The organism is Micrococcus sp. TCR-5 (assembly GCF_052220525.1).
GTDB classification, from domain to species: Bacteria; Actinomycetota; Actinomycetes; order Actinomycetales; family Micrococcaceae; genus Micrococcus; species Micrococcus luteus.
On the sequence record NZ_JBQPDO010000013.1, the window covers coordinates 45,237 to 57,702 of the forward strand.

The window sequence follows — 12,466 nt, forward strand, 5'->3', positions numbered from 1 at the left end:
CGCCGGGGACGCTCGGGCGGCAGGACGGCCCGTGGCGGGCGACCCGCGCGGCTTCGCTCCCCTCGAGCCGGCCCGCCACCGCGTGGGCGAGCGCACCGAGCTCTACGACGGCACCGTCACGGTGGACCACTGGTTCTCGGTGCCGATCGACCACGCGCTGGGCCTCGCCGAGGCCGAGGCGCAGGACGCGGCGGGCACCGGCGTCGGGCCGCACGGGCGCGGCACGCTGACCGTCTTCGCCCGCGAGATCCGGGCGAAGGACGACCCCGAGGGCGAGCGCCCCTGGGCCCTGTACCTCCAGGGTGGCCCCGGCAGTGCCGGGCCCCGCCCGGCGCGCCTGAGCGGCTGGCTCGGCGCGCTGGCCGAGAGCCACCGCGTGCTGCTGCTGGACCAGCGCGGCACGGGGCGTTCGACCCCGGCCACTGTGGCGACCCTGACCGCCCCGGGCGCCTTCGCCACGGACGAGGCGCGCGCCGAGCACCTGGTGCACCTGCGGGCGCCCTCGATCGTGCGGGACGCCGAGATGCTGCGCCTCGCCCTCGGCGCCGGGCCGTGGACCACACTGGGCCAGAGCTTCGGCGGGTTCTGCACGCTGAGCTATCTCTCCTTCCACCCGGAGGGCCTGCAGCGCAGCCTGGTGACCGGCGGCCTCGCCCCGCTCACCGGCCACGCCGACCGGGTCTACCGGGCCACCTACGCCCGGATGCGCGCCCGCACCGAGGAGTTCTTCGACCGGCACCCGGCCGACCGCGACGCGTGGTCGGAGGCCGTGGGGCTGATCCGCGCCGCCGAGGCCGCGGGCGCCCCGATCCCCCTGCCCGGCGGCGGGCCGCTCACCGTGGGACGGGCCCAGGGTCTGGGCATGCTGCTGGGCGGCAACACCCGCGTGGACCGCCTGCACTGGGTCCTCGCCGAGGCCGTGGACCGCACCGGACCCGCGCCGCGCCTGTCCGAGACGTTCCTGGCCGCCGTCGCCGACCAGGACGACCGCCTCGTCAACCCGCTCTACACCGTGCTGCACGAGGCGATCTACGCGCAGCCGGCGGACCTGGCCGGCGGCCGGGCGGACACCGGCTGGTCGGCGTCCCGGATGCTCGCCGAGCACCCGGACTTCGACCCGGAGGCGACCACGGTCCCGCTGCCCACGGGCGAACACGTCATGCCCTGGTCCGTCGAGGTCGACCCCCGGCTGCGGCCCCTGGCCGGCACGGCGCGGCTGCTCGCCGAGCGCACGCAGTGGGGCCCGCTCTACGACGTGGCTGCCCTGGCGCAGAACACCGTCCCCGTGGCCGCCGCGGTCTACGCCGACGACGTGTACGTGGACCGGGACCTCTCGCTCGAGACGGCGCGGCGCGTCCGCGGCCTGCAGGTGTGGGAGACCGACGCCTTCCACCACGACGGCATCGCCGACGACGGACCGGCGATCCTCGAGCGGCTCCTGGCGATGACCGCGCCGGACGGCGCCGGGACGACGACGGCCCCCGACCCGGTCGACTGACCGGCCCGGGGGCCCGGGCGCCGGCGGAGGGCTCCCCGGCGCCGTGATCGGCTCAGACGGTGGGCCCGTCCTGCCGCACGATCTGCTCGGAGACCCCGCGCGCGTCGTCGTCACGGGGATCGGCGAGCCGGGTCTCGTGGGCCGTGCGGATGATGGCCGACCACGCGTCCTTGTGCTCGAGCAGCTGGTCGCGCCAGCGCTGGTCCACGGCCTCGGCCCGGGCCGTCCAGCGATCCATCAGGGCGGCGGCGCGCTCGCGCTCGGCCGGGTCGGCGTCCTCGGGCAGCTTCGAGTACCGGTACGAGTACTTCTCGGCGTTCTGCAGCGCCCGCAGGGCCTGGCCCTTCGGCGAGGCCAGGGAGATCGCCACGGTGATCGCCAGGATCACGACGACGACCACGAGGGACAGCGTCGTGGGGATCTCGACGACGGGCACGTTCTCGCCGCCGTTGATGAACGGCAGGTTGTTCTCGTGCAGGGCGTGCAGGATCAGCTTCACGCCGATGAACGCCAGCAGCGCGGAGAGCCCGTAGGCCAGGTAGACGAGGCGGTCGAGCAGGCCGTCGATCAGGAAGTACAGCTGGCGCAGGCCCATGAGCGAGAACGCCGTGGCGGTGAAGACGATGTACGCCTCCTGGGTCACGCCGAAGATCGCGGGGATGGAGTCGAAGGCGAAGAGGATGTCCGTGGCGCCGATCGCGATCATCACGAGGAGCATCGGCGTCATGAGGCGCTTGCCGTCCACCGTCGTGAAGAGGCGGTCGCCGTCGAACTGCTCGGAGGCGGGCAGGAACCGCTTGACGAGGCGGACCATCACGTTGTCCGCCTCGTCCTGGGCGCCCTCGGCGTCGCCGGACATCTCGCCCTTGAGCTGGCCGCCGGCGATGATCAGCAGGAACAGGCCGAAGAGGTAGAACACGTCCGACCACGCGGCGATGACGGCGGCGCCCAGCAGGATGAACAGGGTGCGCGAGATCAGCGCGAACGTGATGCCGAACAGCAGCACCTTCTGCTGGTACTCGCGCGGCACCCGAAAGCTGGCCATGATGACCAGGAAGACGAACAGGTTGTCGACGCTGAGCGCCTTCTCCAGCAGGTAGCCGGTGTAGTACTCGACCGCGTGCTGGGTGTCGCCGAAGGCGAAGAACACGAGGCCGAAGACGAGCGCGAGGCCGACGTAGACGCCGGACCAGATCGCGGCCTCCCGGATCGACGGCGTGTGCGCCTTGCGGACATGGGCGAAGTAGTCGAACGCGAGGAGCCCGACGATCAGCGCGATCGTCAGGCCCCAGGTCAGGCCGTTGATTTCCACGGGTCACCTCTCGGCGTCAGGGGTCAGGACGGTGCCGCAAGTCTCTCCGCCCGCCGCGGCCGCGGCCCGGGCCCCTGTGTCCGGCCGGCGGCGCGCTCTCGGCGGCCGCGGCGTGCTGACGTCCACAGTGTTCGGGATACTCCCCTACGTCGCCGGTCAGTCTACCCGGTCGCACGACGACGCCCCGACCCGCGGCGGGCGGAGCGGGGCGTCGTCGGGCCCGCTGGCGCAGGCCCATGAGGGCGAAGATATTGGCGGTCAGGACGATGAACCAGTTCTGGGTGAGGCCGAAGATCGCCGGGATGGAGTCCACCGCGAACATCACGTCCGTCAGGCCGATCGTGATGAACACGACCACCATGGGGGTGAACATGCGCCGGCCGTCCACGGTGGTGCGCAGTCGGTTGCCGTCGTAGTCCGGCGCCACGTTGAGGCGGCGGGTCAGGCGGGCCACGACGCCCGGCTCGGACTCCTCGTCCCCGCCGTCGTCCTTGAGCTGCTGCCAGGCGGTCCAGAGCAGGAAGGCGCCGAAGATGTAGAACTCCCACGTCAGGTGCTCGATGGCGACGGCGCCGACCGCGATGAACACCGCGCGGGCGATCAGCGCGATGATGATGCCCACCATCAGCACCTCCTGCTGGTAGCGGCGGGGCACCTGGAACTTGGCCATGATGATGAGGAACACGAACAGGTTGTCCACGCTGAGGCTGTACTCGGTGACCCAGCCGGCGAGGAACTCGGTGCCGTGCTGCGCATCGCCCAGGGCGAAGAGCAGCCCCGCGAAGACCAGCGCCAGCGCCACGTAGAACCCGATCCACAGGCCGGCCTCCTTCATGGAGGGCTCGTGGGGGCCGCGCCAGTCTAGACGGGTGCGGTCCCGCGCGCGGATGCGGGTGGGCCCGGTCTCAGGCTGCGCCGGGGGCGGTCAAGCCGAGGGCGAGCCAGACGACGACGGCGCCGGCGGCGGCCAGGCCCCAGCTGGCGAGGGAGCCGATGAGGAACTCCTCCGCGCGCGAGCCGGCTCCGCGGTCCGCCGAGATCTCCGGGAAGCGCACGATGCCCTTGGCCGCCATCAGGGCCGCGATCACCGGATAGGCCTGCGCGAGCCCCAGGACGACCATGAGCAGTCGCTCCATGGGCCCGATGTAGCGACCGCCGCGCAGGCCGTCGGCCGCGGGGTCCGTGGGCGCGGCGGACGGCACGGTCGTGGGCTCCGCCGCGGGGTCCTCCGCCTCCTCGTCGCCCCCGTCGGCGGACCGGCCCGCCAGGGCGAGGACCGCGCGGGTGACCCGGTTGCCGGTCTCGGTCAGCGCCACCGTCACCGCCAGCAGCGTGAGTGCCGGGGGCGCGGAGCGCAGACCCGCGGGCGCCAGGGTCGACTCGAGCACGGCCACCAGGCCGACCGCGGCCGCCACCGCGACCACCCCGAGCGGCCGGTCCGGGTGCAGCCACGTCCAGCCCATCAGCAGGCCGAGGGCCACCAGGCCGCCGCCCACCGCGACGGAGATGCCGGTCGGCGCCAGGACGGCCACCAGCACCGCGGCGAGGACGGCGGCCACCGCCGCGCCGGCCCGGGCCAGCCACCGCCGCCGGGGGGTGGGCCAGGCGCCGGGCAGGACGGCGTCGAGCAGGTCGTGCAGCCCCAGGGCGAGCAGTGCGAGGGCGGTCACGGCGCGACCTCCGTCGCCGCGGCGGCGAGCTCGGCGTCCAGCTCGAGCAGCCGGCCGATCCCGGACCGCGCGACGGCCTGCGACACCGCGGACTGCGTGATCCGCTCCGCCCGTGCGGCCTCCGCCTGGGTCGCCCCGCCCAGCAGGGCTGCGGCGATCCGGCGTTCGCGGGCCTTGAGCCGGCCGAGGACGTGGTCGCGCAGCAGGGCGAGCCCGTCCACGGCGGCGGTGAGGGACGGGTCCGCGGCACGGAAGGCGGTCGCGGCGCCGGCGGCCCGCTCGTGCGCGTGCTCGACGGCCTCGCGGGCCCGATACCAGGCCGTGCCGTCCTCGATGCCGTCTCCGCCGGCGTCCAGGGCCCGCCGCTGCCCCAGGCCGATCCCGAAGCGCAGGTCGAGGCCCGGGGGCAGGGCGAGCGTGACGCGGACGGTCAGCCGGAGCGCGTCCGGCCAGGTGCGGTGCAGCGCCTGGAACTCGTCGCCGACGCTGGCCCAGGCGGGGCGCAGCGGCGGGACGTCCTGTTCCGCGGCCGCGAAGGCGGCCAGGATCTGCTCCTGCGCGCGGTCCCGGTCCGGGAGGGCGCGGGAGCCGACGATGTCCGCGATCACGGCCGCGACCGGGGGTGCTGCGCTCATGGCGTCACACTATCACTGATATGAAGATATTCATCAGTGTTTTCATAACACCCCGGGGCGCGGAACGCGCCGGGCGGTCACTGCTCCCGCTTCATCTGCCGCAGCTCCTTCTTGAGCTCGCCGACCTCATCGCGCAGGCGGGCCGCGAGCTCGAACTGCAGGTCCGCCGCCGCCTGGTGCATCTGCTGCGACATCTGCTCGATCAGATCGGCCAGGTCCTTGGCGGGCAGCGACGCCGGGTCCACCGCCGGGGCCTCGGCACCCTCCCCCGTGGCCGGGGCCCGGTCCAGTGAGCTGAGGCCGCGGTGGCCCATGCCGAAGTCGAACCCGGACTTCACGCCCCCCATGCCCTTGAGGAAGTCGGCGGTGTCCGCGTCCTCCCGGGCCAGCTGGTCCGTGATGTCCGCGATGCGCTTGCGCAGCGGCTGGGGGTCGATCCCGTGCTCCTCGTTGTACGCGATCTGCACGGCCCGGCGCCGCTCGGTCTCGTCGATCGCCCGCCGCATGGAGTCCGTGACGTTGTCGGCGTACATGTGGACCTCGCCGGAGACGTTGCGGGCGGCGCGGCCGATGGTCTGGATGAGGGAGGTGGTGGAGCGCAGGAAGCCCTCCTTGTCCGCGTCCAGGATCGCCACGAGCGAGACCTCGGGCAGGTCCAGGCCCTCGCGCAGCAGGTTGATGCCCACCAGCACGTCGAAGGTGCCCTTGCGCAGCTCCCGCAGCAGCTCCACGCGGCGCAGCGTGTCCACATCCGAGTGGAGGTACTCGACCTTCACCCCCGCCTCGAGCAGGTAGTCCGTGAGGTCCTCGGCCATGCGCTTGGTCAGCGTGGTCACCAGGACGCGCTCGTCCTTGGCCGTGCGCACCCGGATCTGCTCGAGCAGGTCGTCGATCTGGCCCTCGGTCGGCTTGACCACCACCTGCGGGTCCACCAGCCCGGTGGGCCGGATGATCTGCTCGACGTAGCCGTCCGCCTGGCCGAGCTCGTAGGCGCCCGGCGTCGCGGAGAGGTACACGGTCTGCCCGATCCGTTCGAGGAACTCATCCCACTTCAGCGGGCGGTTGTCCATGGCCGAGGGCAGGCGGAAGCCGTGCTCCACGAGGGTGCGCTTGCGGGACATGTCCCCCTCGTACATCGCGCCGATCTGCGGGATGGTCACGTGGGACTCGTCCACCACGAGCAGGAAGTCGTCCGGGAAGTAGTCCAGCAGGCAGTGCGGGGCGGAGCCGGCGGGACGGCCGTCGATGTGGCGCGAGTAGTTCTCGATGCCGTTGCAGTAGCCCATCTGCTGCATCATCTCGAGGTCGTACGTGGTGCGCATGCGCAGCCGCTGCGCCTCGAGGAGCCTGTCCTGGGACTCCAGCTCCTGCAGCCGCTCCCGCAGCTCGTCCTCGATGGTGGTGATCGCCCGGCCCATGCGCTCGTCGCCGGCCACGTAGTGCGAGGCCGGGAAGATGTACATCTCCTCCTCCTCGCGCACCACCTGGCCGGTGAGCGGGTGCAGGGTCTGGATGGACTCGATCTCGTCCCCGAAGAACTCGATGCGCACCGCGAGCTCCTCGTACATGGGGATGATCTCCACGGTGTCCCCCCGCACCCGGAAGGTGCCGCGGTGGAAGTCGACGTCGTTGCGCACGTACTGCATCTGCACGAACCGCCGCAGGAGCACGTCCCGGTCCATCTCCGCACCGCGGCGCAGGGTGACCATCTGCTCGATGTACTCCTCGGGCGTGCCGAGGCCGTAGATGCAGGAGACGGTGGCCACCACGATCACGTCCCGCCGGGTCAGCAGCGCGTTCGTGGCCGAGTGGCGCAGCCGCTCGACCTCCTCGTTGATGGAGGAGTCCTTCTCGATGAAGGTGTCCGTCTGCGGGACGTACGCCTCGGGCTGGTAGTAGTCGTAGTAGGAGACGAAGTACTCGACCGCGTTGTTGGGCAGCAGCTCCCGGAACTCGTTGGCCAGCTGCGCCGCGAGCGTCTTGTTCTGCACCATCACCAGCGTGGGCCGCTGGAGGCGCTCGACGAGCCACGCCGTCGTCGCCGACTTGCCCGTGCCGGTGGCGCCCATCAGGACGACGTCCTTCTCCCCCGCCTCCACGCGCTCGGCGAGCTCGGCGATGGCCTTCGGCTGGTCACCGGAGGGCTGGTAGGGGGAGATGACCTCGAACGGGGCGACGACGCGGTTGATCTTCTGGGCCAGGCTCATGGCAGAACCCTACGTCGCGCCCCGGACACCCCGGCGGTCAGTCCGCCGAGGGCTCAGCCGCGCCGGGGGCGAGGAACCGGTCCCACACCTGGTTCGCCACGGACGCGAGCCGCTCGAGGTCGGCGTCGTTGACGATGACCACGTCCGCGACGGCGCGCCGCTGCTCGTCCGTGGCCTGGGCCGCGATCCGCGCCTCGGCGTCCGCGCGGCTCATGCCGCGGTCCTCCACCATCCGGCGCAGGCGCTCCTCGAGCGGGGCCTCCACCACGATCACGAGGTCGAACGCGTCCGCCTGCCCGGTCTCCACCAGCAGCGGCACGTCCTGGACCACGACGGCGTCCGGCCCGGCCTCGGCGACGATGCGCCGGGCCGCAGCCCGGATCCGGGGGTGCACGATGCGGTTCAGGCGCTGTCGGGCGCCCTCGTCCCCGAAGACGATGCGGGCCATCTCGACGCGGTCGAGCTCACCGTCCGCGGTGATGACGCGGTCCCCGAACTCGTCCTGGACGGCGGCCAGCCCGTCGGTGCCCTTCTCGAGGACCAGCCGGGCGAGGGCGTCCGAGTCCACCAGGAGCGCGCCACGCTCCTGCAGGACACGGGCCACCGCGGACTTGCCGGCGGCGATCCCGCCGGTCAGGCCCACATGGACGCGCGGCCGTTCGGCCACCGGGTCGGTCTCGGTCATACGCGCTCTCCTCGGGCGGCCTCGAGCTGAGGCTGGATCTTGGCCTCCCAGTATGCCCGGACGGCCTCCTGCAGGTCCTCGAGCGAGCCGTCGTTCTCGATCACGGTGTCCGCGATCTCGGCCCGCTCCTCGTCCGCCGCCTCCTCGTCGATGAAGGCCCAGGCCCGCTCGCGGGTCATGTCGTGGGACTCCATGAGCCGGGCGACGCGCACCTCGGCGGGAGCGGAGACGGCCAGCACCTGGTCGAAGTCCTGTCCGGAGCCGGTCTCGGCCAGCAGGGCCAGGTCGACCACCAGCACGGAGTCCTCGCCGATCTCGCGGGCCCGGCGGTTCGCCTCGTCGCGCACCGCCGGGGAGACGATCTCGTACATGCGCGTCCGGGCGGTCGAGCTCTCGGTGGTGAGCCGGTTGAGGGTGCGCGCGTCCAGGGTGCCGTCCGCGCGGACGATGTCCTCGCCGAAGACCGAGCGGAGCTCCTCGAGCACGGGGTTGCCGGGCACGAGGATCTCCCCCATCAGGTCGTCGAACTCCACGACGACGGCGCCCAGCCGCTCGAGCTCCGCGCCGACCTCGGTGCGGCCCGCGGCGATGCCGCCGGTCAGGCCGACGGTGACGAGGGCCTTGGCCGCGTCGATGCGCTGCTGGTGCCACGTCTTCGGGGTGTGCGTGTCGTTCTCCGGCTCGGTGCCGACCTCGAACTCGGGGCGGATCACGAAGTCCGAGACGTCCACGCCGTCCTCGGTGGCGCGGCGGCGGTACTCCTCGACCGGCAGCACCTGCTTCCACTGGCGGGTCCGCATGGGCCGCGCGGCACCCGCGTCCTCGCGCAGGGCCTGCAGCAGCAGTGCGGCCTGCGTGACGGTGATGAGCAGGATGGGCAGGCCGATCACGATGATGACCTCCTGCAGCGCCGCCAGGCCGTTCTCGCCCGCGGTGAGGATGATGGCCGCGCAGACCGCGCCGATGGACACGGCCCAGAACACGGACTGGCGGCGGGGCGCGGCATCCTCGTGGCCATTGGCCATCGCGTCCATCACGAGCGCGCCCGAGTCGATCGAGGTGATGAAGAACAGCGTGATGACCACGAGCGCCACGACCGCGGCCACCGTGTAGAGCGGCGTGCCCTGCAGGTGCTGGAACAGGGCGGCCTGGACGTTGCCGTCGGTGACGATCGTCTGCGTGAGGTCACCGCCCTGGCCCGGCGCCGGCGCGGTGGCGCGGTCCGACTGGAACGCGGAGTAGCCGTAGATGCCCATCCAGATGATGACGAACGCCGTGGGCAGGCCGAGGCCGGCCATGATGAAGGAGCGGATGGTGCGGCCGCGTGAGATGCGGGCGAAGAACATCCCCACGAAGGGCGCCCACGTCACGGTCCAGGCCCAGTAGAAAACGGTCCAGTCACCGGACCACTGGCCCGAGTTGTACGTGTCGTTGTAGGTGGAGAGCACGGGCAGCATGGAGGCGTACTCGCCGATCGCCTGCACGGTGCCGCGGATGACGTCCATGCTGGAGACGGCCCACATCAGGACGTACACGAGCAGGGCGATCGCCAGCAGGATGTTGGCGTAGGACAGCCGCTTGACGCCCTTGTCCATGCCGACCAGCACGGAGGCCGTGCCCACGGCGGTGACGACGGCCAGGATGAGCGCCTGGACCCAGCCGGCCACGGGGGTGCCCAGCACGTAGTTCATGCCCGCGTTGATCTGCAGGGCGCCCAGGCCCACGGACACGCCGAGGCCGAACACGGTGGAGACCACGGCGATGATGTCGATCGTCTTGCCGATGGGGCCGTGGATGCGATCGCCGAGGAGGGGCTGGAAGGCGGAGGACACGCGCGGGGGCAGCTTGCGCTTGTACGTGAAGTAGCCGAAGCACAGGCCCGGGACGAGCAGGATCGCCCACATGTGGATGCCGAAGTGGAAGTTCGCGATCGCCATGGCCTCCGAGGCCGCGCGGTCGGAGAACGGCTCCGTCCCCGCCATGGGCGGGTTGGCGTAGTGGTTCATCGGCTCCGCGATGCCCCAGAACATCAGCACCGCGCCGACGCCGGCGGCGAACATCATGCCGAACCAGGTCAGGCCGGAGTACTCCGGCACCGCGTCGTCGTCGCCGAGCTTGACCCGGCCGTACCGGGTCACGGCGAGGATGAACAGGAACGCCACCAGCAGGGTCAGGCTGAGGGTGTAGATCCAGCCGACGTCGTAGCGCAGCCAGCTCGAGACCACGCCGAAGGCCGCCTGGACCGGGCCAGGGAACAGGCCCATCGCGGCGGTGAAGAGCACGACCGCGGCGGCCGAGCCGAAGAAGATCGCCGGACTCGTGCGGAGCCCCAACGTGTCGTGCAGGCGAGTGAGCGGGGAAGTCATGAGTCTCCCGGGACAGGGTCATGGGAGGCCCGCGGCGGCACGCGTGCTCGCTCACCGGTGGGCCGGTGCCGGGTGGCACGGTCTTCCACTGTACCGAAGCTCACGTCGGGGCTCGACGGCGTGCCCGTCCTCGGCCAGCCCCTAGGGTGGGGTCATGCCCGATCCCGCCCCCGCCCCGACCGCGCGCTGCACGGTCCTGCCGGCGTCCGCCCGCGACCCCGACGGCTGGCTGGAACGGGAGGTGGAGATCCGCCGCAGCCGCTTCCTCACCTACCTCGGGCGCGTCGAGGACGAGGCGCAGGCGCGCGAGATGGTCGCCGTCCTGCGGCGCCGGCACCACGACGCGCGGCACGTGTGCAGCGCGTTCGTCCTCGGCCCCGCCCGGGACCGGATGCGCTCCAGCGACGACGGCGAGCCCGCCGGCACGGCCGGCGTCCCCATGCTCGAGGCCGTCCTCCAGCGCGAGACCGCGCCGGGCCGGACCGACCTGACGGACGTGTGCGCCGTCGTCGTGCGCTGGTTCGGGGGGATCAAGCTGGGCGCCGGGGGCCTGGTGCGCGCCTACTCGGACTCGGTGTCCGGGGCACTCGACGCCGCCCCGCTGCGCACCCGCTCCCGGCTGGCCCTGCTCGCGGTGGAGGCGCCCCACACCGACGCCGGCCGGTGGGAGAACGAGCTGCGCGCGGCGGGCGTGTCCGTGCTGGAGGCGAGCTACGGCGCCGCGGGGGTCCGCCTGACGGTCGGCGTGCCGGACACCGAGGAGGCCCGCGCGGCGTTCGCGGCGCGGCTCGCGGACGTCACGGCCGGCGCGGGGCATGCGGAGCGGATCGGAGAGGACTGGGTGGACCATGAGTGAACCGCTGCCCCGGGGGGTCACCCCCGATGTCGCCCGTGGCGGGCTGCCGGACGACCTCACCGCGGGCGTGGACTTCGCGGCGCTGGATCGGTGGCCGCTGCCGACCGAGCCCGACCGCCAGGCCCACGACGCGGCGGACCTGCTCCTGCTCGACACCCTGGCCGGGTGGATCGCGAGCGGGCACGTCCCCGGCCCGGTGGCCGTCCTGGAGGACCGGCACGGCGCGCTGACCCTGCCCCTGCTCACGGCCGGCCACGACGTGCGGATCCACCAGGACGACGCCTCCGCCGAGCGCTCGCTGGACGCGAACCTCGCCGCGTGGCGCGCCGCCGGTCGCCTCGGCGGGGAGACGGGCGAGCTCGAGCGAACGGCCACGCCTGAGGAGGCGGCCCGGGGCGCCCGGACGGTCCTGCTGCCGCTGCCCCGCTCGCTCGACGAGCTCGACCGGCTGTCCCGGATCGTCGCAGCCGTGGCCGACCCCGGCGTGGTCCTGCTGGCCGGCGGCCGCGACAAGCACATGAGTCCGCGCATGAACGCGGTGCTCGGCGCGGCGTTCGAGGACGTCGTCGCCGGACGGGGACGCCGCAAGGCGCGCGTGCTCACGGCCCGGGGCCCGCGTCCCGGCGTGACCCCCCGGCCGCCGGAGGAGGCCGACCGCGACGTCCCCGGCGTGGGGCGCCTGCACCTGGTGGCCCACGCCGGCACCTTCGGCGGAGCCGCCGCCGACCCGGGCTCCCGTCTGCTGCTCACCTCGCTCGCCGACGACCCGCGCCCGCCGGGGCGCCTCGTGGACCTGGGGTGCGGCAACGGGCTGCTCTCGGTCGGGGCGGCGCGGCTGTGGCCGCACGTCACCGTGCTGGCCACCGACCAGTCCGCCGTGGCGGTCGCCTCGACGCTCGCCACGGCCCGCGCGAACCGCGTGGCGGACCGCGTCCGGGCCGTGCGCGACGACGCCCTGACCACGTGGCCGGACGGGACGGAGGAGTGCGTGCTCCTGAATCCCCCGTTCCACGACGGCAACGCCGTGGACCCCTCCGTGGCCCACCGGCTGGTGGCGGCCGCGGCGCGGGTGCTGGAGCCGGGCGGCCGGCTGTGGTGCGTCTGGAACTCGCACCTGCGGTATCGGCCGGTGCTGGAGGACCTCGTCGGGCCGACCCGGCAGACGGCGCGCGACCGCACGTTCACCGTGACGGTCTCCGAGCGCCGCTGAGCGCGGCCGTCGGGTCCCGTCCGCTCC

General features: G+C 73.0%; 9 protein-coding genes and 1 pseudogene. 3 read left to right on the top strand and 7 right to left on the bottom strand.

What is annotated here, in order from left to right; all coding sequences use genetic code 11:
* The first annotated feature begins 31 nt into the window (after positions 1–31).
* Entirely contained in the window at positions 32–1,498 is a 1,467-nt protein-coding gene (locus ACTSKS_RS08480) for an alpha/beta fold hydrolase (protein WP_063189259.1), read from the top strand.
* Between the two features lie 52 nt (positions 1,499–1,550).
* Here ACTSKS_RS08480 and ACTSKS_RS08485 read toward each other — a convergent pair whose 3' ends face one another.
* The 7 genes and pseudogenes from ACTSKS_RS08485 to coaE (ACTSKS_RS08515) all read right to left on the bottom strand — a co-directional run bounded on the left by ACTSKS_RS08485 (position 1,551) and on the right by coaE (ACTSKS_RS08515) (position 10,373).
* On the bottom strand, positions 1,551–2,810 hold the full coding sequence (locus tag ACTSKS_RS08485) for a TerC family protein (RefSeq protein WP_049147868.1): 1,260 nt from the start codon (positions 2,808–2,810) through the stop codon (positions 1,551–1,553).
* A gap of 16 nt (positions 2,811–2,826) precedes the next feature.
* Positions 2,827–3,666: pseudogene (locus tag ACTSKS_RS08490) on the bottom strand (TerC/Alx family metal homeostasis membrane protein); the annotation flags it as partial.
* Between the two features lie 49 nt (positions 3,667–3,715).
* A complete protein-coding gene (locus ACTSKS_RS08495; RefSeq protein WP_036315322.1) occupies positions 3,716–4,480 on the bottom strand; it encodes a hypothetical protein in 765 nt (254 codons plus the stop codon).
* Entirely contained in the window at positions 4,477–5,115 is a 639-nt protein-coding gene (locus ACTSKS_RS08500; protein ID WP_437367149.1) for a SatD family protein, read from the bottom strand. Before ACTSKS_RS08500 ends, ACTSKS_RS08495 begins: the two co-directional genes overlap by 4 nt.
* 77 nt (positions 5,116–5,192) lie before the next feature.
* Positions 5,193–7,322 carry an excinuclease ABC subunit UvrB gene (gene uvrB / locus ACTSKS_RS08505; protein WP_036315328.1) on the bottom strand — a complete coding sequence of 710 codons (2,130 nt, stop codon included), beginning with the start codon at positions 7,320–7,322 and terminating at the stop codon, positions 5,193–5,195.
* 37 nt (positions 7,323–7,359) lie between these two features.
* Complete coding sequence (gene coaE, locus ACTSKS_RS08510) at positions 7,360–8,007, bottom strand: dephospho-CoA kinase (protein ID WP_036315330.1); 648 nt, start codon at positions 8,005–8,007, stop codon at positions 7,360–7,362.
* Positions 8,004–10,373: a dephospho-CoA kinase gene (gene coaE / locus ACTSKS_RS08515; protein WP_041102705.1), complete on the bottom strand. Its 2,370-nt coding sequence runs from the start codon at positions 10,371–10,373 to the stop codon at positions 8,004–8,006. Before coaE (ACTSKS_RS08515) ends, coaE (ACTSKS_RS08510) begins: the two co-directional genes overlap by 4 nt.
* A 154-nt stretch (positions 10,374–10,527) precedes the next feature.
* On the opposite strand from coaE (ACTSKS_RS08515), the gene ACTSKS_RS08520 reads away from it, so the two are divergent.
* Together ACTSKS_RS08520 and ACTSKS_RS08525 are read left to right on the top strand one after the other, a co-directional pair.
* Complete coding sequence (locus ACTSKS_RS08520) at positions 10,528–11,229, top strand: IMPACT family protein (RefSeq protein ID WP_036315334.1); 702 nt, start codon at positions 10,528–10,530, stop codon at positions 11,227–11,229.
* Positions 11,222–12,439: a class I SAM-dependent methyltransferase gene (locus ACTSKS_RS08525; protein ID WP_228062711.1), complete on the top strand. Its 1,218-nt coding sequence runs from the start codon at positions 11,222–11,224 to the stop codon at positions 12,437–12,439. Before ACTSKS_RS08520 ends, ACTSKS_RS08525 begins: the two co-directional genes overlap by 8 nt.
* The last annotated feature ends 27 nt before the right edge of the window (positions 12,440–12,466 follow it).

Bases quoted from the DNA above. Each gene is read 5' to 3' on its own strand.
- ACTSKS_RS08500 (WP_437367149.1), bottom strand. From the start codon at position 5,115: ATGAGCGCAGCACCCCCGGTCGCGGCCGTGATCGCGGACATCGTCGGC.
- uvrB (WP_036315328.1), bottom strand. From the start codon at position 7,322: ATGAGCCTGGCCCAGAAGATCAACCGCGTCGTCGCCCCGTTCGAGGTC.
- coaE (WP_036315330.1), bottom strand. From the start codon at position 8,007: ATGACCGAGACCGACCCGGTGGCCGAACGGCCGCGCGTCCATGTGGGC.
- coaE (WP_041102705.1), bottom strand. From the start codon at position 10,373: ATGACTTCCCCGCTCACTCGCCTGCACGACACGTTGGGGCTCCGCACG.
- ACTSKS_RS08520 (WP_036315334.1), top strand. From the start codon at position 10,528: ATGCCCGATCCCGCCCCCGCCCCGACCGCGCGCTGCACGGTCCTGCCG.
- ACTSKS_RS08525 (WP_228062711.1), top strand. From the start codon at position 11,222: ATGAGTGAACCGCTGCCCCGGGGGGTCACCCCCGATGTCGCCCGTGGC.